The organism is Neobacillus vireti (assembly GCF_036962345.1).
In the GTDB taxonomy this organism is placed as follows: Bacteria; Bacillota; Bacilli; order Bacillales; family Cytobacillaceae; genus Neobacillus; species Neobacillus vireti_A.
In genome coordinates, this window is sequence record NZ_JBALNB010000008.1 from 21460 (window position 1) to 46225 (window position 24766).

At 34.8% G+C, this 24766-nt stretch carries 26 protein-coding genes; 18 read left to right on the forward strand and 8 right to left on the reverse strand.

The features are described 5' to 3' along the window. Window positions 1–258 precede the first annotated feature (258 nt). Window positions 259–1446 carry a M20 family metallopeptidase gene (locus V7108_RS10255; RefSeq protein WP_335568155.1) on the forward strand — a complete coding sequence of 396 codons (1188 nt, stop codon included), beginning with the start codon at window positions 259–261 and terminating at the stop codon, window positions 1444–1446. Window positions 1447–1776: 330 nt separating this feature from the next. On the opposite strand, the gene V7108_RS10260 is transcribed toward V7108_RS10255, so the two are convergent. Together V7108_RS10260 and V7108_RS10265 are read right to left on the reverse strand one after the other, a co-directional pair. Continuing rightward, on the reverse strand, window positions 1777–3354 hold the full coding sequence (locus tag V7108_RS10260) for an ATP-binding protein (protein ID WP_335568156.1): 1578 nt from the start codon (window positions 3352–3354) through the stop codon (window positions 1777–1779). A gap of 817 nt (window positions 3355–4171) precedes the next feature. Beyond that, window positions 4172–4669 carry an AAA family ATPase gene (locus tag V7108_RS10265; RefSeq protein ID WP_027323047.1) on the reverse strand — a complete coding sequence of 166 codons (498 nt, stop codon included), beginning with the start codon at window positions 4667–4669 and terminating at the stop codon, window positions 4172–4174. Between the two features lie 588 nt (window positions 4670–5257). Here V7108_RS10265 and V7108_RS10270 point away from each other — a divergent pair. Genes V7108_RS10270 through V7108_RS10290 form a run of 5 tightly spaced genes read left to right on the forward strand, consistent with a single transcriptional unit; the run spans window position 5258 to window position 7573 of the window. After that, window positions 5258–5503, forward strand: coding sequence for a spore gernimation protein GerQ (locus V7108_RS10270; RefSeq protein ID WP_066255762.1), 246 nt, complete (start codon window positions 5258–5260; stop codon window positions 5501–5503). 16 nt (window positions 5504–5519) lie between these two features. Continuing rightward, on the forward strand, window positions 5520–5888 hold the full coding sequence (locus V7108_RS10275) for a spore coat protein (protein ID WP_101648872.1): 369 nt from the start codon (window positions 5520–5522) through the stop codon (window positions 5886–5888). Between the two features lie 18 nt (window positions 5889–5906). Continuing rightward, window positions 5907–7043: a zinc-dependent alcohol dehydrogenase gene (locus V7108_RS10280; RefSeq protein ID WP_335568157.1), complete on the forward strand. Its 1137-nt coding sequence runs from the start codon at window positions 5907–5909 to the stop codon at window positions 7041–7043. 17 nt (window positions 7044–7060) lie between these two features. Next, window positions 7061–7255 (forward strand): hypothetical protein, encoded by a 195-nt coding sequence (locus V7108_RS10285; protein WP_328028978.1) that lies wholly within the window; start codon window positions 7061–7063, stop codon window positions 7253–7255. Window positions 7256–7273: 18 nt separating this feature from the next. Next, on the forward strand, window positions 7274–7573 hold the full coding sequence (locus V7108_RS10290) for a spore coat protein (protein ID WP_335517065.1): 300 nt from the start codon (window positions 7274–7276) through the stop codon (window positions 7571–7573). 148 nt (window positions 7574–7721) lie between these two features. On the opposite strand, the gene V7108_RS10295 is transcribed toward V7108_RS10290, so the two are convergent. From V7108_RS10295 to V7108_RS10305, 3 genes are all read right to left on the reverse strand, one after another. Then, complete coding sequence (locus tag V7108_RS10295; RefSeq protein ID WP_335517068.1) at window positions 7722–8819, reverse strand: L-dopachrome tautomerase-related protein; 1098 nt, start codon at window positions 8817–8819, stop codon at window positions 7722–7724. A gap of 370 nt (window positions 8820–9189) precedes the next feature. After that, entirely contained in the window at window positions 9190–9528 is a 339-nt protein-coding gene (locus V7108_RS10300; RefSeq protein WP_335517071.1) for a DUF5655 domain-containing protein, read from the reverse strand. Window positions 9529–9671: 143 nt separating this feature from the next. Next, on the reverse strand, window positions 9672–10073 hold the full coding sequence (locus V7108_RS10305) for a CDI toxin immunity protein (RefSeq protein ID WP_335517073.1): 402 nt from the start codon (window positions 10071–10073) through the stop codon (window positions 9672–9674). 369 nt (window positions 10074–10442) lie between these two features. On the opposite strand from V7108_RS10305, the gene V7108_RS10310 reads away from it, so the two are divergent. Next, window positions 10443–10592, forward strand: a complete 150-nt coding sequence (locus V7108_RS10310; protein ID WP_335517074.1) for an aspartyl-phosphate phosphatase Spo0E family protein — start codon at window positions 10443–10445, stop codon at window positions 10590–10592. Between the two features lie 227 nt (window positions 10593–10819). Here V7108_RS10310 and V7108_RS10315 read toward each other — a convergent pair whose 3' ends face one another. Beyond that, window positions 10820–11329, reverse strand: a complete 510-nt coding sequence (locus V7108_RS10315; protein ID WP_335517076.1) for a MepB family protein — start codon at window positions 11327–11329, stop codon at window positions 10820–10822. 236 nt (window positions 11330–11565) lie between these two features. Here V7108_RS10315 and V7108_RS10320 point away from each other — a divergent pair, with 236 nt between their 5' ends. The 3 genes from V7108_RS10320 to V7108_RS10330 all read left to right on the forward strand — a co-directional run bounded on the left by V7108_RS10320 (window position 11566) and on the right by V7108_RS10330 (window position 15248). Then, the gene (locus V7108_RS10320; protein ID WP_335517082.1) at window positions 11566–12030 is read left to right on the forward strand and encodes a hypothetical protein; all 465 of its coding nucleotides are present in this window, start codon (window positions 11566–11568) and stop codon (window positions 12028–12030) included. A 1002-nt stretch (window positions 12031–13032) separates the two neighbouring features. Further along, window positions 13033–13902 carry an AraC family transcriptional regulator gene (locus V7108_RS10325; protein ID WP_335568158.1) on the forward strand — a complete coding sequence of 290 codons (870 nt, stop codon included), beginning with the start codon at window positions 13033–13035 and terminating at the stop codon, window positions 13900–13902. Between the two features lie 386 nt (window positions 13903–14288). Continuing rightward, window positions 14289–15248, forward strand: a complete 960-nt coding sequence (locus V7108_RS10330; protein ID WP_335568159.1) for a LacI family DNA-binding transcriptional regulator — start codon at window positions 14289–14291, stop codon at window positions 15246–15248. Window positions 15249–15316: 68 nt separating this feature from the next. Here the strand turns inward: V7108_RS10330 and V7108_RS10335 are convergent, their stop codons facing one another. Further along, complete coding sequence (locus V7108_RS10335; RefSeq protein ID WP_335517094.1) at window positions 15317–15694, reverse strand: recombinase family protein; 378 nt, start codon at window positions 15692–15694, stop codon at window positions 15317–15319. 99 nt (window positions 15695–15793) lie between these two features. Between V7108_RS10335 and V7108_RS10340 the strand changes: the two genes are divergently transcribed. The 6 genes from V7108_RS10340 to V7108_RS10365 all read left to right on the forward strand — a co-directional run bounded on the left by V7108_RS10340 (window position 15794) and on the right by V7108_RS10365 (window position 23764). Next, on the forward strand, window positions 15794–17287 hold the full coding sequence (locus V7108_RS10340) for a spore germination protein (RefSeq protein ID WP_335568160.1): 1494 nt from the start codon (window positions 15794–15796) through the stop codon (window positions 17285–17287). After that, on the forward strand, window positions 17241–18368 hold the full coding sequence (locus V7108_RS10345) for a GerAB/ArcD/ProY family transporter (RefSeq protein WP_335568161.1): 1128 nt from the start codon (window positions 17241–17243) through the stop codon (window positions 18366–18368). Before V7108_RS10340 ends, V7108_RS10345 begins: the two co-directional genes overlap by 47 nt. Further along, a complete protein-coding gene (locus tag V7108_RS10350) occupies window positions 18365–19489 on the forward strand; it encodes a Ger(x)C family spore germination protein (RefSeq protein ID WP_335519026.1) in 1125 nt (374 codons plus the stop codon). The genes V7108_RS10345 and V7108_RS10350 overlap by 4 nt, the downstream gene beginning before the upstream one ends. Before the next feature lie 60 nt (window positions 19490–19549). Further along, window positions 19550–19816, forward strand: coding sequence for a hypothetical protein (locus tag V7108_RS10355; protein WP_335519030.1), 267 nt, complete (start codon window positions 19550–19552; stop codon window positions 19814–19816). 299 nt (window positions 19817–20115) lie between these two features. Then, complete coding sequence (locus tag V7108_RS10360; RefSeq protein ID WP_335568162.1) at window positions 20116–20790, forward strand: uracil-DNA glycosylase; 675 nt, start codon at window positions 20116–20118, stop codon at window positions 20788–20790. A gap of 160 nt (window positions 20791–20950) precedes the next feature. Then, on the forward strand, window positions 20951–23764 hold the full coding sequence (locus V7108_RS10365) for a DEAD/DEAH box helicase (protein ID WP_335568163.1): 2814 nt from the start codon (window positions 20951–20953) through the stop codon (window positions 23762–23764). Window positions 23765–23782: 18 nt separating this feature from the next. Here the strand turns inward: V7108_RS10365 and V7108_RS10370 are convergent, their stop codons facing one another. Continuing rightward, a complete protein-coding gene (locus V7108_RS10370) occupies window positions 23783–24181 on the reverse strand; it encodes a (deoxy)nucleoside triphosphate pyrophosphohydrolase (RefSeq protein WP_335568164.1) in 399 nt (132 codons plus the stop codon). Between the two features lie 240 nt (window positions 24182–24421). Here V7108_RS10370 and V7108_RS10375 point away from each other — a divergent pair, with 240 nt between their 5' ends. Then, entirely contained in the window at window positions 24422–24544 is a 123-nt protein-coding gene (locus V7108_RS10375; protein WP_335568165.1) for a hypothetical protein, read from the forward strand. Window positions 24545–24596: 52 nt separating this feature from the next. Further along, window positions 24597–24758: a hypothetical protein gene (locus V7108_RS10380; protein WP_335568166.1), complete on the forward strand. Its 162-nt coding sequence runs from the start codon at window positions 24597–24599 to the stop codon at window positions 24756–24758. The last annotated feature ends 8 nt before the right edge of the window (window positions 24759–24766 follow it).

Sequence of the window (24766 nt, forward strand, 5' to 3'; positions counted from 1 at the left end):
ACATTAATGTAGATGAGGTTTTATATTAATAAAATCCCCCTCTAGTATTGGCTGCGATATTACTGAGTTTAAAGAATCATCAACATAACCGCATACTAAACAACTATTAATTTTGTTTATCAGCTTATTTTTCTATAATGTGGGGATGATTGAGGAAAGAGAGAGAAAAGTGTTGCAATCCAACATCTATCCTAACAACCAACGTTGCAACACAGCAGTGACTATGGACTTAGAATAAAATTTATGTGAGGGATTTTAATGAAGAAAGAATTAATGGAGATGTTAGAAGCCCGCAAGGATGAAATGATTCAAATTCGCCGTTATTTACATGAGAACCCGGAGCTTTCATTTAAAGAGGAAAAAACCGCTCAATATATTGCTGATTTTTACAATGGAAAAGATGTTGAAATACATAGAAATGCAGGTAACGGAAACGGGATCATCGTATCGATAAAAGGTGGGAAGCCTGGAAAAACGATTGCTCTTCGTGCTGATTTCGATGCACTGCCCATTTTGGAAGAAACAGATGTACCATTTAAGTCGAAAAATGAAGGTGTGATGCATGCCTGCGGCCATGATGCCCATACTGCTTATTTACTTGTTCTAGCCGATTGTCTAATCCAGTTGAAGGATTCAATTGCAGGAAGTATTAAAATTATTCATCAGCATGCAGAGGAAGCACCTCCTGGAGGAGCGAAAAGTATTGTTGAATCTGGCGTGCTAGAGGATGTAGACAATATATTTGGTATTCATATTTTCCCTACACATCCAGCAGGTTTTGTCGGCTACCGCAGCGGATATTCGTTGGCGGGCAGGTCATTTTTTAAATTAATCGTCCAAGGTACTGGAGGACATGGTTCTTCTCCGCATTTGGCAAATGATGCAATAGTTGCTGCTGCCCACTTTGTAACAGCGGTACAAACAGTGATCAGCCGCCGAATTAATCCTTTTGAGATGGGTGTAATTACAATCGGCTCATTCGATGGTAAAGGAACGTTCAATGTGATTAAAGATAGTGTAGAGCTTGAAGGAGACGTCCGCTATATGACAGTTGAAACACAGCAGATCATCGAAAGAGAAGTAGATCGAATCGTGAAGGGGATTGAGTCGGAATTTGGTGTACAATGCACGCTTGAATATAAGGCTGATTATCCGCCGCTCTATAATGATCCGGAAGTAACAGCAAATGTTGTCACAAGTCTAAAAAACATGAGTGATCCAGACATTAAAGAGGTTGGAGAATATCCGATGCTCTCTGGATCGGAAGATTTTGCTTACTATCTTGAAAAAATCCCTGGTTGTTTCTTTTACATTGGCTGTAAACCAAAAGGGATTGAGAACGCCTATTTCAATCATCATCCGAAATTCGATATTGATGAAGAGTGTCTTCTTGTTGCGGCCAAATCAGTTGGACAAGTTGTATGCAGCTATTATGGGTTGGAGTAGGACTGGAATAAGTCCCTTCATCACCCGCATTTTCTTGAATTCACCAACATTACAGCGAACAGTGACTAGGCACTGTTCGCTATTTACTTTAAAGTATCCAGTAAAGGAGTTTCTAGTTTTTTATCAAACAGCCTTGATGAAGGATTTGAAGAAAAAAATAGAAATTGTCTTTTTGAATTAATTATTTATGATAGGGCGAGCTTTATTTTAAGTAGATGAGGTTTTTTCCTAAAATAGTAACAGCACCTTTTCTAAAGAGTAGGAAAGGTGCTGTTTGATGTTTGGATGATTAGATAACATTTTCTGCATGAAAGTTTGTTGCATTTTAAATTAGCTGCTAGTGGGCAAAAAAACTCTCACTTCGGTCCCTTTATTTACTTCACTATTAATCTTTATAGAACCATTATGTTTTTCAATAATACGGTTAGAAGTTAATAATCCCAGCCCTGTTCCCTTTTCCTTTGTTGAGAAAAATGGTTCGCCTATCTTCTTTAACCGTTCTTTCTCAATACCACTTCCGTTGTCAATAAAGATAATTTCCACTCCACTATCTGGGACATTCTTCAAATATATATAAATGTCCCCATTACTTCCGATGGCTTCAATAGCATTTTGAAATATATTTATAAGCACTTGTTTAATTTCATTTGGGTTACACATTATTTGGTAAGAGTGATCTAATTCTGAGTGAATAGTAATATTTCTTAAGTTTGTTTGACTCTCAAAAAGAGTAATCACATTTCTTATAAGAGTATCAATATTTTGAAGAGATTTTGGTGAGTTTTGGTTTGGTTTCGCTAATGATAAGTATTCAGAAACAATAGACTCGATTCTAGATATTTCACTTAACATTATTTGCACGTAATGGCGATCAAATTCTCCGATTTGATCAGCTAACTGTATAAACCCTTTTATTGAAGTTAGAGGGTTTCGTATTTCATGTGCAACACCAGCAGCAAGCTCACCTACCACAGCAAGTTTTTCTGATCTTAAAATTAGGTCATTCGCCTTCTTTTGTTCTGTAATATTACGTCCTATAACCAATAAATGTTTCCTGCTACCGTCTGCAAGAAAAGTAGGTACCTTGATAATATCAAATGTAGCGGAGAATTGATTGCCTATAAGAAGATCCAATTCGAATCTATGAGGTATACCCTTCTCCCAAGAAATTTCATCGTTAGAAAAGCAATTTTGAAAGTTTCTAAACCATTCATTTTGGGAAAAAAGTTCGTCTAGATGTTTATTCCTATATTCATTATTTTTCAGTTTAAATAAATCTTTAGCATACTGATTCATTTCAATAAATCTTCCCGTGCTATCCTGAATATAAATTAAATCTGGCATTGAATTTATTAGCGCTAAAATTTGTTGTTCATTGTCCTTTCTTACTTCTTCCTTTTTAGCATTATCATCTCTTTCTACTGCTCTGCTATAGCGAATTTGCAGGAAGGCTACTAGAAAGGTAACAGAAAGTGTAAATAAAAAGTAAGAAAAGTCACCTTTGTGATAAGTATAATTAAGACGTTCCTCGTAATGATAAAAATGGGCGCCTATAAAAATACTAATTATGCTCATTAATATTACTGGGCGGTAATCCTGATATAAAGATAAAATAAAAATTACTAAAAAAATGAGGTAGAAATTAGATATTACAGGTTCATTATTTATAAGTACGAATGTAACAAATGACATCCCCAGTACACATAAATACATTGTTTGCTTAATAAAAATTTTCCTGAAAACGAAAATTGATATTGTTCCACATACTAAAATCCCACTACCAAAAAGGATACTGATAAAAGCAGGATCTTTATGTTTTAATATTTGTACTAGCATACATATGATAAAACAAACCCATAAAATACGGGTTAACAAAATGTTTTTATTGTGTATTTTTTGAATACTCACTTTTTATTTCACCTCTAAGAAATGAATGAACTGCTTTTTAGTTAACAAGATATTATGACTCCAATAATAAATATTTCACCTGTAGAGGCTATTAAAGATCATGTAGAAACATCAAAAAAACTTTAAAACATGATTATTACGGCAAATTAAGAAAGTAATTACAATGGAAATCATATAAACGAGTCTTTTAAGAAAATATTTCAACTGGGGAATTCTACGATTAAAAGTTATATTAATATTAACATAGTTGAAAATATTAAATAAACTAAGTTTGAAAAAGACAACCTTTTATTTACCAAACCTAAAAAATAAAAAACTGCTCATTAATTTTTGATATAATTTGAAGGTTCTAAACACTTATTGATGTTGTACTGGTTGTCCCTTTTTTTAAGGGTAGCCGATTCAGCATGACCATATACCATTCTCCTTTCTCATTTAGATAAGTTACGGCGAGCCTTACCAAAAGTATATGAGGTTCTTATAGTAAAACCTTTTGATACTGGTTCAGCAGCTTAGAGTTTTTTAAATCGTTCCGTTTTCAGGTGCATATCCTGTAAATGACAATGAAAAAGGCGTGCAATCTGACAACAGATTTGACACGCCTTTTTTCATTTATTATTGATTCTCTGTCACCCATAAATGTAAAACGTCTTCTTCAACTAAAGCACCCGTTAGCTTAAGTGCACCACTTCACAAAGTTACACCGATTTTAACATATATACATTGAAACTTTTCTTACTCACATTTCATTTTATATCATATAGAGCACCTCCCAGAACAAAAGGTACTCTATACATACGATTCATTGAACTTCTTGTTATTCTTTTCCGCTAAACTCTAAAATATTTAAACCCTCGGATTCTTCTGGTGCTTCAAAAAAACTAGTTACATGAATAAACACCGCTTCCGTGTCAAAAGCCGCTCTTTCAGGTTGTTCGTTACGCCTTTGTGCAATTTGACGTAAGCATTGGTCGTTATTTAGATTAAGGAAAATTAGTTGATGGCTTGCATTGACCTCTGATGCCATATCCAAAAACCACTTTCGTAGTTTTTTAGTGTTAGCTGGAAAATCCATTACAACATCTGTACCGACGCTCAATATGTTTTGGACATGCTTTTTCACCAACGGTTTGAGCTGTGCTGAGAATTTTATATAATCATCAAATGATGCGAACTGATTGGGGTAAAGAGATGAAAGCCATTCATCCTCAGACAACAGTACCGCATTTTTATCTATCGCCAATTGTTTTGATTTAGTTGATTTCCCTGCACCCATTTTTCCACAGAAAAAGTATAGCGTTCCCAATTGTTTCATATTTTTTAACCACCTTTTAGTTTAAACTTTTTACTTCTTTAGTTCCCATAGACATTCTCCGCTTATTAATATTTAGATGTTAAGATTTATATCCAATTACTTATTCTACCAATTTAATTTATATTCCTTCTTAAACAAACCTGCCCCGTTAATTCAATAAAAAAAGGACCGCTGCCGTTACGATCCTTCTTAACTCTAGCATCGGTTAATTGAACGAGGTATGCAATAAAAAGTAACTCTTGCACCTGGTTAGTAAAAGATGAACTAAATAACAATACGATTTTTCTTAGATGGAGTGGAGGTTCTTAATCAACAATAAGAGTAAAAAGGATGAGGCATTTCTTCTTCCTTTCGTATTATAAGTTCAACCAGATATTTCTGGTTGAACATTTTTTTAGCTACAAGAAAAACAAGACCGCCGCAGCAATCATCCTCAGCCATCACAATAAATGAATTCCCCCCACTTTATGAATATTCAAACCATTAAAGATAATTTACCAATTATAAAAAAAACCTTAAAGAATGTTTCCCTTCTATTTTTGGAACAATACAATTGATTCCATTAACGAATAAGGAGGTTAATTAGAAATGGATAATCAAAAATTAGCCGATCATGAATCATTGGATTTACATGAAGTTATTAATTTTAAAACCCTATGCTTAGCGAAATCAAAACTAATGCAAGGACTTGTATTTGATCATGATTTAAGAGCATTAATGCAAAAAGATGTTGAACAATCCATGCAAGCACTTGGAGAATTACAAGCAATTTATCAACGTGCACCTTTTGAAGCGCCTGTTCCTCAAAATCGGCCAACACCAATAATAAATTGAAAGGAAGGCAAATTCATTGAACAATGACTATTTAGACCCTATAAACTCGCTACACGTACCAGAGTTAGCAGATACCACATTTGCGATGGATTTACTTCTTCGTGCCAAAGAAGGTGTGCGCAATATTGCGGTTGCATTAACGGAGTCCGCGTCACCTGATGTTAGAACCCTCTTACGAAACCAGTTAATGCAAGGGATTGCCATGCACCAAGAAATTACAGAATTAATGATAAGTAAAAAATGGTTCCATCCATACGAATTAAGTGAACAATATCAATTAGACCAACTCTCTGCGAACAATACTTTGATGATTGGCAAAATGAATCTATTTCCTGTTGAGACCAATAGAAAAGGTATGTTTGACCGGACACCTGATGAACACTAACACTGGAGGATGTAACCAATGAAGGCTGTAACGTATCAAGGTATTAAAAATGTTGTAGTCAAAGAAGTTCCAGATCCAAAGATTGAAAAACCAGATGACATGATTATTAAAGTAACGAGTACAGCTATATGTGGTTCTGATTTACATTTAATTCATGGCATGATTCCTAACCTGCAAGAAAACTATGTTATTGGCCATGAACCAATGGGAATTGTCGAAGAAGTTGGTCCAGGTGTGACTAAACTAAAAAAAGGCGATCGAGTAATTATCCCCTTTAATATAGCATGCGGTGAATGCCATTACTGTAAAAACCATTTGGAAAGCCAATGTGATAATTCAAATGATAATGGTGATATGGGTGCCTATTTCGGATATTCTGGTACGACGGGTGGCTATCCAGGTGGGCAAGCTGAATATTTAAGAGTGCCATTTGCCAACTTTACTCATTTCAAAATTCCAGAGACTTGTGAAGAACCAGATGAAAAGTTAGCAGTTATTGCCGATGCGATGACTACTGGTTTTTGGAGTGTTGACAATGCAGGTGTAAAGGATGGAGATACAGTTATTGTTCTTGGCTGTGGTCCGGTTGGTCTTTTTGCTCAAAAATTCTGTTGGTTAAAAGGGGCAAAGCGAGTCATTGCCGTTGATTATGTCAATTATCGCCTGCAGCACGCCAAGCGCACCAACAAAGTAGAGATTGTTAACTTTGAGGACCATCAGAATGTAGGAAGTTACCTGAAGGAAATCACCAAAGGCGGCGCTGATGTTGTCATTGATGCAGTTGGTATGGATGGTAAAATGACTGATATGGAGTTCCTTGCAAGCGGAATGAAGCTTCAAGGCGGAGCATTAAGTGCGTTTATCATGGCTTCACAAGCAGTGCGTAAAGGCGGGACAATTCAAGTTACTGGCGTTTACGGCGGCAGATATAATGGTTTCCCTCTTGGAGATATTATGCAGCGAAATATCAATATCCGCTCCGGTCAAGCACCTGTCATCCACTATATGCCATATATGTTTGAATTAGTTACGACCGGAAAAATTGATCCAGGAGATGTCGTAAGTCATGTACTTCCACTTAGTGAAGCAAAGCGTGGCTATGAGATTTTTGACACAAAAATGGATGATTGTATAAAAGTCGTGTTGAAACCTTGAGGAAGGAGGTATAAAAAATGAACTACGCCTTACATGAAGTTCTTGAGGTCCATGAGATGGCTGCATTTAAGACCACTTGTTTAACTAAATCCAAAACGATGAGAGCGTTAGTTACAGATCAGCTATTAAAAGATATTATGCAGCAAGATATTGATGTATCTACGAGACAATTACAAGAATATGCTTCTATCCTTTCCAACGCTAAGCAGTAAATTAGGAGATGAATGAACATGAATCCAATCATTGAAACTTTAACGGGCATGGACGGACTATCGGATCAAGTCGTTGCAATGGATCTACTCATTTCAGCTAAAAGTGGAGTTAGAAATTATGCCATGGCAGTAACAGAATCAGGAACACCGGAAATTAAAGAAATGCTCACTCGCCATTTAGTGGAATCTCTTGATATGCATGAACAAATATCCGCATATATGGTAGAAAAAGGATGGTACCATGCTTGGGATACAAACGAACAGATCAGTTTGGATTTAATTAATATCAATACAGCATTGAACTTACCGACATTATAAAAATTTCCAGGAACAGTTTAACACCATATAAACTGTTCCTATTAAGCCATTATGAGTTTATTTCGCAGAAGTAAATAAAGTTAATACTTCTTGCTTACTAGTGATTGATTTACACTATATAATGAAAACAATTAATTGACTATTTTTATTATGAAAAGGTCGGAGCAGGAAATTCATCAATTTTGATACGAAGTAAACTATAAGGTTTCTGTCGTAAGTCTTTTCCATAATGAAATCTAGGCTGTCGATGTAATTGGTTCACAATGACATACAAATATTGATCCGGACCAATTGAAAAAGTATCCGGCCACAAAATTCTCGGATCATGTGCGATAGTTTCCATTATGCCATTTGGCAATATCTTACGGATACTGTTGTTTTCATAATCTCCAGCATAAACAGTTCCCTTTGCATCGGTGATCATTCCATCAGACGCACCTTTTTCTCCCCAATACTCCACATGATAAGGAAAATCCATGTCCGGTATCGTTCTGTCTCTCAGGGCTTCTGTTGAGATTGAGAACAAATGACGACTGGTTAGTGGAGCAAAAAATAATATCTTTCCATCGGGAGAAATCGCAAGACTATCAGATGCCAATCTAAATGGAGAAGTTGAACCGTCTTTGTTTCGATTCATTAAAATTTGACCTTCTACTTTTGGTAAAAAATAGGGATCGGGTGAAGTTGAATTTGCCCCATTTAACCGTCTAAACGCGTTTCCATTTGATAAATCTACTACGATAATAGCTCCTGGTCCTCTTGAAGAAGAATCCGTTATATAGGCATAACCTGCTTTTCCTACACGAAAATCAAAACGGACATCATTCAGATAAGTTGTAGGCAGGACAACATCTTCTGTAAAGGTATATACTTTTCTTATTGTATTGGTTTCTAAATGAACAGCGACTAATTTTGCTCCCCCTTTAATAGGTTCAGAAAAATTGGGTGCCGCTGTATCTAATATCCAGAGCGTTCCCCTTCCATCAGCAACTACACTTTGGACACTGATGAAAGTCATTGTGATATTCTCGGGATTAACCAAATTTGTTTGTAAATTAGGATAAGGCTGCAATTTATCCTCAACAATTTCCCCCACCGTAAATTTAACATCGTCTCCCCATTTCGGAAAGCAAATGAAAGTACGACCGGTTTCTGAAACAGTAACACCTGTAGGCATAGCCCCATAAAATGCATAAACTAGTTCTAAATTACCGAAATATTTTTCACTAGGTAACATAGGTTTCATAATTTCCTCCTCAAGCATTCAAACGGGATATCACCTATATATGATTTATATTTTTTCTAGTGCATGTTTCTTAATAAGTTTTTCTATACGAAAAGATGAATGAATGGATTATTTTTGAAATTTAATAAGTCTGTCAGAAGAAAGGAAACATTTTATTTTATAGGTCTCCTGTCCAACGATACATAGGAAGAACAGTCACTGTTATTAAGAAACCAATCGTAGAACAATTAATAAATGAACCAATAATAGTAATACGTTTATCTTCAAATTTCATCGGGAACATTAGTAGTACAGAGAATAAACCAAATATTATACCAGATATAATTCCAAAGAAAATCCTGTTCATTGGTAATAAATATCCTTTCTCTAACTAACTCATTAATTGATATGATTCTTTTAAAAGAACTAAAAACTCTTGATTTAGTTCGTCTTCACTATAAAATCTAAAGTTATTGTGAAATCGGTTTTTTGAAACTTGTTCAATTTTAGTAATCTTCTCGTGTTCAATCTGTCGGTTTGTTACTAAATTAAAATCTAACCATTTCTTTTTTGGATGAACTCCTCCGAAGGAAGATTTATTCAAAAGATGTATAGAAGTCTTTTTAAACTCAATTTCAAAAGGTCCAATTTCTTTCAATAAATAGAGTATTTTTGAATATATTTCATAAACATTAGATGCCTTATTTGAGAATAATTCATCTTCTGACATATCACCATCTCCTACTTTCACTTTAACATATTAAACTTTATTACCTTTATTTTTCCTCTTTTTACCATTTCCTTATTCACTAACCTCCGTTCAATAAAGTTCAACAAAAAAAACGTTAATCCTTCTTGAATCAACGCACCCAGTTAGTGTAACAATGAGGTTAATAAATAACCGATTGTTTTTTCTCCATCGTGATAAACCTCAATTACATATTTCATTGGTACATATAGATATGTATCTGAAGAAACTGTGATCAAATCGTCAAATGCATTTATGACATTTTGAAAATTGGTTTTTATTACAGGATAATTTCCATAACTCCAGTATACTTCTACAAATTCCTGATTAAGTAGGCTAGCTACCTCTGATAAATCAGAAATCAGATGGTGGTGGTTTATTTTGCTCCAATCTACACGAGTAAATGGTGTAAAAGGTACTTGATTTTGAAACGAATCATAAAGTTCATTACTCTTCTCATTAGAAAAAATAGTTACTTCGTTACCGAGTGCTTCAATACATTCACCAAATAAAAGTCCAAAGTCCATTTTTTCTAAACTGGACTGTTTTTGTTTGTGGCGGTCTAATAAAAATTCTAATCTTTTCTTTTTATTGTTTTTTCTATATTATTAACCATCTCAACTTCCCTTGTTCCACCTAATAATTTCTTTAAAAAGTGAAAATTACCTTCTTGAGCAACCTGCCCGTTAACTTAAGTACATTGCTTCACAATACGTTCGAACTGTGACATTAATCCCACTGTCGAACTTTGTCTTTATTTGATAACTTTTGACGTAAATGGTTATGATCACCTTATTTTTGGTAAAATCCTAAAGTGACTGGTTATGACCACTTTATTTTTGGTAAAATCACAGTTTATTTTTACTATCTATATTTAGTATTGGAGTAGTAATGTAATGATTATTAAAAATACAAATAGTACTAATGGATTACTATCAAAAATAGATATTCTTAGAAATGAAATGATTCATATTGGAGAACATAAGGGATTATGTCATCCTGAAACAATAAGATGCAGCGAAAAGTTGGACAAGTTAATTTACTAATTCCAAAAGTCAACAAATGCAACTAATTCTTTCACTCAGTAAGGAGTTCTTATTTTGTCGTCTTTTAGTTCAAAAGTGAAAAAAACGATTATCCACTTGATCAGCTAACCTGCCCCGTGCTCAATTAAGACAGCCGCCAGAAATGGCAGCTGGATCTTAAACTCTTGCACCCGATAATTTAAGTGTAATTTTTCACAAACTATTAGCCAGCTTAGTTCTATCCAATTTTAGTTAGAATATAGCATTAATAGTTCTTGTAATGGTAAATGATTTTGTTCATTCACCTCAACAAAATATTCTAATTGCCATTTTTGAGTTTCAATAGCCTGTTTGCTAGTTGGTTTTTCCCATCTAGGGTAAACTCTAATTGCCATTTTTCCTTTTGTAGTGGCTGTTTTAAGGATATTTTGTTTTACAAGAACTTCTTTTGGAAAAACGAATTGTCCAAAATTATTTTCACTAGTAAAGGTATTGATAACCAATAAATCAGTAGCCTTTTCATATGAAAAGGCTTGGTTTTTATAATTCCCATCTTTTTCCCAAAAAACAACAAACTGTCCTGTCTTAGTAGGTGTTTTCTTTGCTACTCTAAATCTAACCGATTTCGAGTTTAGCTGAAATATACCCGCCCCATAATCTGAATTTTGAGCTTCTTCTCGGATAGCTTTTATAATAAAATGATTTGGCTCATAAAAATTTTTATTTACATATTTTAACGCCTTATAAAATTCATTCACTACTTTTACCCCCTTTTTTATACTACTAGAAATAATGCCTCTCAAATCAAGGTTACCCTAATTTTGATACAATGCCCAAATAAAGTAATTGAACTATCCTGCTTCGTTAGCTCAATATCAAACAAGGATCGCCGCAGCAATCCTTGTTCCTCCACTATTGCACCCTTTAGTTGAAGAAGGAATATTTTAAACATAGAGAGATAAAACTATTTAAAAAAGCAATTTAGGGAGGAGCTATGGCATTTTCAATTTTTTTTGCATTAACAGTGATAATAAATCTTACATATGCCGTATCCAAAAAGAATCTTCATCTATTTGAAATATTCTTCATTTGGATGGTAACTAACATTATTCACCATAACTTTATGACCATCTTCGCATTGAATATGGAGATGATCAATTTTAATAGCCATTCAACTAGTTATTGGACAATGGCACTTATCAGGGTCTTCCTTATTCCTGTACTTATTATTTGGTATATAGATAAAACCCAAGGGGCAAAAAACAGGAAAAATTGGATTATGCTATTTATTTTAATACCCCTTTTGATAGGGATTGAATATCTAGCCAATCTTCTTAATGTATATGATTTTGTAAAATGGAATCTTTTTTATTCCATAATAGAGTGGGTTGTCATTTTACTTCTTATAAGCTACCTCTCTACTAGCTTTAGAAAAATTCTTAGAAAAGGGATGAGCTAATTGTTACCATTGCCAGAACAGTTTAACGAAAATGAATGGTTTACAATTCTTACCATTGTTTGTGGTTTCATATTGATTTTGTTCCTCCCAAAAAGATACCCTCTTGTAATTTCTATCTTATTGATTTTGTTCACTGTAACTATTGCTATTATTATGGATCACCTGATTGCAACGCCACCCTTGGATTTATATGACCTTAATGACCTTGAAAAATACGAGGTAACAGACATAATAACGTATTTGATGTATTCCCCTTATGCATTACTATGTGTGTACTTACTTGACAAGTTTGATCCAAAGGGTATTTATATTACTGCATATGTGATCCTTTGGTCTCTTTTTGCTCTAGGCTTTGAATGGTTAGCTGTGTTTTTTAATGTTTTTAAGTTTAGTGGATGGACTTTTCTTAATTCATTTGCTTTTTACCTTCTTGCTACATCCATATACATACTTTTTTTTAGATTTATTATGGACTCATTAAAAAGTAAAAAAGTTAAAGAGGTATGAAGTAAAATTTTTACAATAGGAAGACTACAGAGTCTTCCAATAATAAGGTAAAATAGAGCAAAAATAATATTGCTCTATTTTTATACAATCGTTTCACTATTGCTTATTCCACATTCCTGCCCCGTTAGTTAAAGAAGCAAATGTATTTTTTTAGCTTTATCCTTGGAAACGTCGTAAGAATTGACATCCCAAGTGACACACCATTTGACGTTTGATTTTGGGTGTACAACAATCTTTGTCCTATAAATTTATTATGTCATTATTGGTTCTACTTTTCTATTAGAGGTGTTCAAAATCCTAATATCAAAGGGAAATGGCATACGTCAATTCGTATGCCATTTCTTATGTCAATTTATCGTTATGCACCTCAAAACGGAACGGTTTAAGAGTTTTTCTAAGCTGTTTTTGTTTCTAATCCGATAAAGTCCGTATATAAAATATCGAGTGAAAAATTAATAATAGCGATATGATTGATTTGAAGAGGAGGGAAATGAAATGTTACAAGAGTTTAACCTTTTAATGGATTACATCGAAGAACATTTAGCGGAAGAGATTTCTGGAGAAGAAATATCAAAAATTGTTGGGCTATCTGATTATCATTTTAAAAGAATGTTTTCGTATATGGCTGGAATGACATTGAATGAGTATATCAAAAACAGAAGATTATCCAAGGCTAATGTTGAATTAATAAACGGTGCAAAAGTGACAGATATTGCCTATAAATATGGCTATCAATCAGTTGAAGGATTTTCTAGAGCCTTTCGTGAATGGTGCGGCTTCTTACCTTCAGAAGTAACGAAAAATAAAATTCAAAAATCATTTCCCAAATTTTCATTCTTTATAGATATTCGGGGAGGAACTTCCATGGAATTCAAAATTGAAAAGAAAGAGAAATTTAATATCATAGGTGTATCAAAAAGGGTGCCGATACAATTTGAAGGTGTCAATAATGCAATTTTAGAACTGGCCCAGTCCATTACCGAACAACAAAGAAGTGAAATGCACCAATTAGCTGATTTATATCCTCATCAAGTCTTGAATGTATCTTATAATTTTGATGATGGATATTTGGAGGAAAAAGGTTACTTAACTCATATGATTGGTTTTGCAACGACAAAAGAAAATCCATTCGATGATTTAGAACAACTTTCTATTGAAGATAGTTTATGGGCAATCTTCCCTAATCAAGGCCCATTCCCTGCTACCCTTCAAGAAACGACTGCAAAAATTTATTCTGAATGGCTGCCATCTTCAGGTTATGAAATAGCCAAATTACCTGGTATTTCTTTTACAAAGCATGATGGTACTTATGAAAATGTATACAGCGAAATATGGCTGCCAATAAAGGAAAAAAGTAAACGATAATCATAAGTCTAAGGTATAGTACCTCATCTAGATATTTAGCAGGAACATTTTTTTACTGAGTTTCAGCTAATTATAGAATTTGACATGGAACGCGTTTCATAATTTACACTCTAAGCTAATAACAGAAAGCGAGGAGACAATGAATGTTTGAAATAATTTTACTTTGCTTCTTAATCTATATCCCAGCTTTTTATTGCATAAAGTCGTCTGAACTTAATATACAAGTGGAGCCAATCCGATCCTTTGATGATTATTTCATCGATTCAACTATAAAAAAACATACAACTCATCGGAATAATTAGGTGAAACTAAGAGGAAATGGAGGTCAACTTGTAAATATATAAATTGATGATGATTACTATCGTATTTTGAAAATAGGTGAGAACATGGCAAATATAAAAGACTTGGCCAAAATGGCTGGAGTATCCAAAACCACTGTTTCCCGTGTATTAAATAATCACCCATATGTTAGTGAAGAAAAAAGGAATGCCGTATTAGAGGCTATTAAATTGACCAATTATCATAAAAACATCAATGCTGTTCATTTAAGTAAGGGAAAAACACAATTGATGGGAGTGGTTCTGCCGTTCTCTGACCATCCATATTTTGCTCAGTTATTAAAGGGAATAGCAAAGGAAGCATTGGACAATAACTATAAATTGGTCTTATTTCAAACCGACTATATGGAAAGCAGGGAAAGGGAAGCTTTACAAATGTTGAAACAAAAACAGATTGATTCTCTAATTATTTGTTCGAGATCCTGCGGTTTGTCTGTTATTGAGGAGCATTTGCAATTTGGACAAATTGTATTATGTGAAAGTATTGAAGGGAAAAAGTTGTCATCCACGTATGTTAACCACTACAAAATCTTCTTTCGGGCATTAGAATATTTGTATCATAAAGGTCATAGGAGAATTGGGTATTGTATAGGTAGAAAAACAGGTCCAAATAGCACTTATCGGGAGAAAGCATATAGGGATTTTGTTGAGAAATATGATTTGCTTTTCCGGCCCAATTATATTATAGATGAGTGTCTCTATTTCGAAGACGGTGAAAAAGTCATAAAACAATTAAAGGAAATGGATACACCACCATCGGCATTGTTAGTGACAAGCGATCAAGTTGCAGCTGGAATCGTTACCTTTTGTCAATCCCAGAAAATATCGATTCCAGATGAACTTGCAATCATTGGATTTGATAATCAACCAATAGCTAGAATGATGAATATTACCACAATAGAAATCCCTCTTGAAGAGATGGGTAAAAGCCTTTTCATTCAAGCAGTAAATAGCGATATCTTAAATAAAGAAATATCAGTAAAGCTAATTGAAAGAGGAACAGCTTAGCGGATTCATCTCTATTTCTGGTTGTGATATATTTGAACTAATTTAATTACTGTTTTTGCGTAGGTTTATTAAAAAAAAGCAGATAATCGCAAAACGATACAATTCAAAGGTGTCAATAATGCAATTTTAGAACTAGCCCAGTCCATTACCGAACAACAAAGAAATGAAATGAACCAATTAGGCGTGAAAGGCGTGAATTCTTCACACCAGTACAGCTTGAAATTTCCCCTTTTCACCGTCCGATATAAGTCTTTGCATGGCAGGACGACCTTTAATATCCCGCCACTTATACCTTCATCAACATATTCTTCTGAAATCTGCCAACCGTAGAGGTATGCATATTGACGTAAGGTATGTAATTGTGCAGAAATACTGTAACCTTCACTTGCCTGCTCCTCGGTGCTTACCCGACAGACAGTCGTGCAACCTAGTGGGATTGCCCCCATATAATTTAAAGCACTAAAGTTTTTGGTGTGTTGGGTATAGGATTGTGTTTTTGTCAAAGGATAAATATGTAGGATTTTCTAATAAAGGGTTGGGCTGCAATGTTTAAGAAGCCATTTTTTAGAAGTGGGCATAAAGAGAAGAGTAGTCAGCAACATTTTGAGGTGGAGGGTCAACGGCTTTCGTCAGACGTGCAGGTGAATATTCAGTCGATTATCCAAAGTTTTGTTAATACGGGTGACCTAGGGCAAAGAAAAATTGACCATGTAGGGACACTGATGTATTTAGAATCCCTAGTCGACCAAGATAAAATTGAAAAAAATGTGATTAAAGGATTGACTCTATCTGATCATTTCCTTTCTGACTCGCAAACGGTTGATAATCTTGATGATGTGATTACGAAATTGCTAAATGGCTTTTCGATTCTTCTAAGGGATGATTATCAAAAGGCTTATTTTTTTAATACGGGCGGATTCAAGAACCGGGCCGTTCAGGAGCCTTCAAGCGAACATATTATTAGGGGTTCACATGAGGGGTTTATTGAGAGTTTATCCACGAATATTCAATTAGTTCGAAGACTAGCAAAAAATGAAAAGCTTGTCGTTAAGTATATGGAATTTGGAGAAAGATCAAACTCCAAAGTGGCTATCATTTATATCGACGATTTGATAAATAATGAAATCCTTGTGGAGTTGGAGTATCGATTGTCCTACTCCAAAGTGGGGTATATCCAATCCCCAGGTTACTTGCTTGAGTTCATTGAAGACGAGTCTTTTTCACCGTTTCCGCAGATGCTGAGCACGGAGAGGCCGGATCGGGTGGTGGCCAATTTAATGGAGGGGAGATTTGCGTTGATCTCGGAAGGAAGTCCGATTGCTTTAGTGGCGCCAATTAACTTCTTCGCTTTTTTTCAATCACCTGATGATTATAACAGCCGCTTTTATATTGGCTCTTTCCTGACGTTGGTTCGTTTGATGAGTTTATACATTGCGATGGTATTGCCAGCCTTGTACATTGCTGTAGTATCCTTCCATTATGAGGTCGTACCGTATGAATTTATGCTGACATTAAAAGGAACGCTGGAATATGTTCCGATTCCTCCGATTGTCGAAGCAATCGGGATGGCGATTATTTTAGAACTGCTGTCTGAAGCGGCCACTCGGCTTCCAAGTCCGATTGCCCAGACGATTGGGGTGGTCGGAGGGTTAGTCATTGGTTCCGCCATCGTTGAAGCCAATCTAGTTTCCAATTCAATGGTTATCGTGATTGCCTTAACAGCGATTGCTTCCTATACGATACCTGTAAGCGAAATGAGCACAACGATTCGATTATTAGGTTTTCCAGCTAGCATGGCTGCTTCCTTATTCGGTTTTATTGGCATTGCCTTTTACATCACGCTCTTACTGATTCATCTATGTAAATTAGAGTCATTTGGGCAACCGTATTTTTCACCCATTGCTCCATTGAAACTAGAAGAAAACAAGGATACGTTTTTTCGATTTCCGATATGGATGATGAAAAATCGGCCAACTACCACTGAAGTGAAGGATGTCAGAAAGATGGGCAACCCACGAGGCTGGAAAAAACATGAATGAAAAATCCATCACACTTAATCAAATGTTTTTTGTCATTCTTCAGGCGCAAGTCGGGATCTCCTTACTAAGCATCCCATTTAAGGCACATAAATACGCGAAGGGTAATGCTTGGATTTCGGTAATCATTGCCGGATTGATTGTTCAAATTTTCGTTTTAATCATTTGGATGTTAATGAAGCGGCATAAAGGAAAAACGATTTTAGAGATATCGCAAACAGTGTTAGGAAAATATATCGGCAATTTAGTTAATTTCTCCTATTTACTATATGGAGTCTTGGTGATGAGTAACGTCGTCATTTTATACGCTGATATTATTGAACGTTGGATTTTAGAAACGACACCAAAAATGGTCATGATCTTTTTAATAATCGCCACTGGAATTTACCTGGGAAAACAAAATTTAAGGGTAATTGCTCGGTTTTTTACGATTGTTAATGTGGTAGTATTTCTATTGTTCGTACTGTCATTCTTTGCCTTTTCAAACAATTTAAGCTTTACTAATCTTTTGCCTATTAGTCAATCAAGTATCACTGATATTTTTAAAGGTTCCACTCAAGTAACTTCTGCGCTTCTCGGCTTTGAAATCTTATTATTTATTTTTCCGTTTGTCTTAGGGCAAGAAAAGCAAATGTTAAAAAAAATGACATCGGCCATTGCGACCGTAGTAATCATCTATCTCTATTTTACCGTCCTCACACTTGCAACTTTCAGTCAGAATGAAATTGCCATTATTCCGGAACCTGTTTTATATATGCTGAAGGGATTGAGTTTTCGTGTTGTGGAACGCATTGATATGATTTTTTTATCTTATTGGATCATTCCAATGACGACCTCGTTTGTGGTCTATTTATACATTGCTAGTTCTGCTGCGGGTAAGATGTTTCATAAAGGAAAAAGAAAATATCCAGTCTGGTATTTATCGATTCTAGTTTTCGTAATAGCTTACTTTTTCTCAGACGAAATACAGATTCAAACGTTTAATCATTATACCGCGGTAATTAGTTTAATTTTTATCTTTGGGATTCCGCTTTTTCTTTTGCTACTGTCGATTATTTTCAAAAATAGGGGCATCCGCGCATGAAAAAAACAACCATATTACTAATAATGTGCCTTCTGATTTTAACAGGATGTTGGGATCAGGATCAGTTGAAGGAGACTCGTTTAGCAGTTGGGGTTGGATATGACGACTATGACAATGGCGAGTTATTTCAAACGACCGATATTCGTGTTCCGAAACTTGATTCTAGCGGAACGGGTAGACCAGCTGTTACATCGGTGATTATGCATTCGACTGGTGCCACGCCGCGACAAGCGAGGATGAATTTAGAAAAAGAAGTGGCGGGGAACTATGCGCCTAATAAGGTTTTGGTGTATATCCTCGGTGAAGAGCTTGCTAAAAAGGACATTTACCCTATATTAGATGTCCTATATCGTTACCCAAGAAACTCTTTATCGGCAAAAATTGTCGTTGCAAACGGACGGGCTGAAGATATCCTATCCTTAAAAGTCGTCGAGGAAAAGCTAGTTAGTGACGCATTATTAAAGATTATTGAAAGCGCAGAGGATGATACTTTTATTCCGCGAATATCCATCCAGTCCGTTTGTCCGATCATTTTTAACGAGGGGCAAGATTTTGGCTTACCAAAGGTTGGAAGGTCAGATAATGACGCACTTAAGATCACTGGATTGGCGTTGTTCAACGGCAAGAAATATACCGGAATTGATCTCGGAGAAGATGAGGCCAGTATCTTATTAATCTTGAACAATGAAGAAATCAAAATGGCACGTTTTAATTTAAAAGTAAATCCAGAGGAAAAGAGAAAAATTCTGCAATACGTTACTGTCCATGTCTTTACCAAAAGGCATGATTTGAAAATCAAGTTGTCCAATAATCAACAAATAAGTGCAGAAGTCAAGATTAAACTTAAAGTACATGTGGCCGCGTACCCGAAAGACAATTTATCAAGCAAAAAAGAGCTTCAAACATTGACGAAAAAAATTACCGAAGAATTTACCAGAAAAGCAGAGCACGTCATCAGTGAAACCCAAAGAGCCAACTGTGACTACCTAGGAATCGGAAAACACGTCCAAGCATACTACCCAAAAACTTGGGCAAAACTCGACTGGAACCAAACCTACCCAACCATAAAAATAACACCCAAAATCCAAACCCAAATCATCGAAACCGGCATCATCAAATAGCTTCGCACTGTAGCGCTTAAATAAGTATTCATGACTGAAGGGGAATAGACAGATTCATTTGTGAAAAAAATAGCGATAACTGGGTATAGATGGGCAAAGGGAGAATCTATGCCCCAAATTTTTTTAAAAAAGGCTCTAGTGGATATACAGTTTATGGCACTTGGTCTCCCAAGAGAGCCTGCTATAAAGTTAGCTGGAAAATTTTCACCAACATCATTAGAAGAAAGTGAATTTAATATTAACTGGTTGAAGAAAATCGATATAAATACTATAGAGATGCCTAGTTATTTAAGGAAACAGATAAAGAATATTCAAAAAGTATTTTAGATATCAAAGTTTCACCTTAGTAGTGGCATGATGTAATTTTATGTTATTTGTTAAAAAATATAGGTGGAAAGAAGATAACCGTTATTGTATGAAAAGGCATTGGATATCCGTGTTCCAATGCCTCGTTTTTGGCATCTTAAATAACTACGGTGAACCGTACCATAAATAGTGGTATTGAAGAGCGTAAGCGAACAGTGCTTGGCATTGTACGTGTTTTTTTATGGGCAAAAATTTATTTAACTATCCTTTTTAAACTATAATTAAATTATTTAACAATCTAGAAAAGTGAGTGAAAAAGAATGGCAATTTTAAAAAATGATTGGGCACCTTTATTGGAGGAGGAATTTGAGAAACCGTATTATCAACAATTAAGGAAAAAACTACAGGCAGAATATCAAACAAAGGTCATTTATCCAGATCAAAATGATATTTTTAATGCGCTCCACTACACATCCTATCAAGATACGAAAGTAGTGATTATCGGTCAGGATCCCTATCATGGCCATGGACAAGCTCATGGTTTAAGTTTTTCCGTCAAACCGGGAATAAAAATTCCACCATCTCTACGCAATATCTATAAGGAACTTCAAGAAGATGTGGGCTGCTCGATTCCTAATCATGGGCATCTAGTAGAGTGGGCAAAACAGGGAGTATTAATGCTAAATGCAGTGCTGACTGTACAGGCTGGAAATGCAAACTCACATAAAGGTCTTGGTTGGGAGATGTTCACAAATAGAGTTATAGAGATATTGAATCAAAGAGAGACACCAGTCGTATTCATCCTTTGGGGTAATTTCGCACAGCAGAAACAACAATTGATTACTTCACCCCATCACTTTATTATTAAATCTCCTCACCCGAGTCCGCTTTCTGCCCATAATGGCTTTTTTGGTAGCCGGCCGTTTTCAAAAGCTAATGGATTTTTGAGGGAAATTGAGAGAATGGAGATTGATTGGCAAATTAATCATTTTTAGGTATATAGATTTATAAAAACTTATAGTTGTTATTATTTAGATCTTTATTCATCATCGAATAGGGGATCTTTTTATTTCTTACTATATATTGTACAATTTTTGTATATCCAAAATATAACATTGGTTAGACAGAAATAACTATATAGTCAGGGGAAATTCGATGGATACGATCGAAAAGAAGTTAATTGTGAATTCCGATAAAGGGAATTTATTAAGAGAATTAGTGAGATCCATGAACGAGTGTGAAAGGTTTTATTTTAGTGTGGCTTTTATTAACTTTAGCGGACTCCAGCTTTTGCTAGACCCTTTGAAGGAAGCAGAGGAAAAGGGGATTCAAGGGAAAATTATTACTTCAACTTATCTAAATTTCACTGATGCAAAGGCATTGGAAAAGATAAGAGAGTTTAAAAATGTGGATTTAAAGGTTTTTGTTACGGATAAAGAGATTGGTTTCCACACCAAGGCATACATATTTGAATACAAAGATAGCTATAAGGTGATTATTGGTTCTTCTAATATTACTCAGAGTGCATTGAAGAGTAATATTGAATGGAATGTTGAAATCATCACGAAAGAGAATGGTCGATTTATACAGGATGTTTTAAAGGAATACGAATATCTTTGGAATATGAGTGAGGTTGCAGATCAAGATTTTATTAATAGATATGAAGAGTTTCTAAAGAGCTTTAAGGATACCAAACAATCAAGGAACTTAATATATGAGAATAAAAAATATATTGTCCCCAATAGAATGCAAAGAAGAGCTACTGAGAATTTAGAGAGACTGAGAAACTTTGGTGAGAAAAAGGCTCTTGTCATTGCGGCGACTGGTACAGGTAAAACCTATATGTCGGCATTTGATGTAAAAAGCTTTAAACCAAAGAAACTTCTTTTTATTGTTCATAGAGAAGAGATTTTGAAAAAAGCAAAGGAAGCATTTGAGTTGCTATTACCAAATGAAGGGCTATCCTTTGGTCTGCTCACTGGTAACCATAAACAGAAAAATGTTGATTATGTATTTGCTACCATTCAAACCATGTCTAAATGTTACTATGAATTTAAAAGGGATGAATTTGAATATCTAATCATTGATGAAGCCCATCATGCGACTAGCCCAACTTATCAAACGGTATTAGATTACTTTAAGCCTGAATTTACATTAGGAATGACTGCAACACCAGAGCGCAGTGATGGTTATAACGTTTTTGACCTTTTTGATAATAATGTAGCAATAGAGGTTCGCTTGCATGAGGCACTTGAGGACGAGCTAGTTATTCCTTTTCACTACTTTGGAATAACGGATATTGAAGGTATAGATTTGAGTGATGTGAACATCGACGATATCGCTGAAATCACAAAAAGGTTAAAAGTTAATGAACGGGTCGATTTTATTATTGAGAAAATGGACTTCTATGGTCATGACGGTGAAAAAAGAAAGGGACTAGGTTTCTGCGCCAGTATTGAGCATGCACAGTATATGGCTAGTGAATTTAATAAAAGAGGTTATCAGAGTGTTTGTTTACATGGTGGAGACTCACCCGAAACAAGGGAACGATTTATTAATCAATTAGAAAGTGACCATGACGAATTAGAATTCATTTTTACAGTTGATATATTTAATGAAGGTGTGGATATTCCATCTGTAAATAGTGTACTAATGTTAAGGCCAACTAATTCTCCCATTGTTTTTATTCAGCAGCTCGGAAGAGGGCTACGGAAACATGCAGAAAAGTCTTTCTTAACAGTACTCGATTTTATTGGGAACCATAACAAAACTTTCCTAATTGCGTTGGCATTAAACGGAAGTCGTTATTATGATAAAGAAAGCTTGAAGGTAGCAGTTGCAACAGGATTTGCTAATATACCTGGGTGTACCCATATTCAAATGGATAAAATAACTCAGGAGAGAATATTGACTCAGATTGATAGAGAAAATTTCAATTCAATGAAGTACCTCAAGGAAGAGTACTTTGAATTTAAGAAACTTAATCAGGGTCGTATACCATTATTGTTATTGGATTATCTGAAATATGATGGAGCACCGGATCCTGTTAAATTCATTGATCGGGAAAAAACATATATACAATTTGTGGCCAAAGTGGAGAAGGATGATTATTTAAAGGAACTTTTACATAATGAGGCATTTGAGGGGACTTTAAAAGAATTATCAAGCAAGCTTCCACTTAAGCGAATTTATGAGTTTGTTATCATTCGATATTTATTAGATCACGATGAAATAGATCTTGAAATTGCAAAAAGACAAATCTTAAAGATGATAACTGAAGTTGATGATGATAGTGTTCTACATGCATTTGAGTGCCTGAATCAAACCTACTATGATAGTGTCCAAATAAAGAACAAGCCGAAATTAGTTCATTTTAGCAATGGCAAAGTTATTAAATCTCCACTCTTTAAAAAGCTATTGGAAACTGAAGATTACAGGAAGTTTATCGAAGATATTATTACCTATGGGATCTTCCGATATGAAAAGGAATTTAAAAATGAATACTACGGAGTTCCACATTTTAAACTTTATGAGCAATATCAAATGGTGGATGCAGCTTTATTGTCTAACTATCGTAAAATCCACAGTTCCTTTAGAGGGTCAGGATTGTTAGCAAATGGGAATGAGTATTTTCTGTTTATTGATCTACACAAAGAAGAGGATGTAAAAGAAAGTATTAACTACAAAGATAAATTTATTAGTCCTCATGAGTTCCAATGGCAATCAGTGAATAGTACCACTCAACAGTCTGAAAGAGGGAAAAATATTATTTTCAATAAACAACGTGGTATTAATCTTCACTTGTTTATTCGTAAGTATAGAGAGATTGATGGGAAGACGGAACCCTATATCTATATTGGAAAAGGGAATTCTGTTTATTTCGAAGGTGACAAACCAATTACGGTAAGAATGGAATTAGGGAATGAAGTACCGGCAAACCTATATACAGAGTTTACAGAAAAAGTTTAGTCTTCTCATTCGAGAAGACTATTTTTCTTGAATTAACTGCTTAACAGCGGGAATATCCGCTGGAGCCCACTTGAGGGAATCAAGGTTTTCTCTTTTTAACCAGATTAACTTTGAATGTTCACTAGGTGTGGGCGTACCATCGACTACTTTACATTTAATCGAAATTAAATTAATGATAAATGTTTCATATTCATGTGTGTTGTCGTTGAAGATTTCTTTGGTTGTTTCAATCTTACAGTCCAATTCTTCATCTATTTCTCTCATTAGTGCTGAGTATATATCCTCATTAGCCTCTACTTTTCCACCTGGAAACTCCCACATATTAGGAATAGACATTTCTGGAGATCTTAACGCACATAATATTTCGTTATTTTCATTTTCAATAACAGCAGCAACTACTTTTACAAGTTTTTTCATGATAGCCTCCTAATGAAATAGTTATAAACATAATAATATCATTTTTTTAAGATGTATTCTTTAAACTGATAAAAGAATGTGTCTTTGCATCTTTGGTATTTGAATTGTTGCCAGAAAATTTATAAGCAAGGAAAAGCTCTGAATTTCTAATAGTAATAAAAACCTTACTAATTAACCCAGTAAGGATTTTGCTATAATAGAGATAATATTTGGAGAAATTTGTTAAAGGGGGAGAGGTATATGAGCGCAGAGACTTTATGGAATCATTTAAGAGCAAAAGCTAGTTTATCAGAGTTTGAAATACATACGGTTCCGCAAAATAAGAGTGTTCCTTTGTGGTTTTTAGTAGGGGAAAAAAGATAAGCACCTCGTCATCAAGAAGGCCAAACTACACTCACCGAGTGTCAAAATATCAATGGATAAAACGATCACTTTTAAAGATTTAGAACATGTGTACCAATATTATGAACGTTGGTTAAATGGCGATACCGGCAGCCGGCAGGAGGCAGCAAAGAAATCACAGAACACTGCTTATATTTTTGCTTTAATTGCTGAGGCAAACAAAGCTTCCGTATAGGGCAAAAT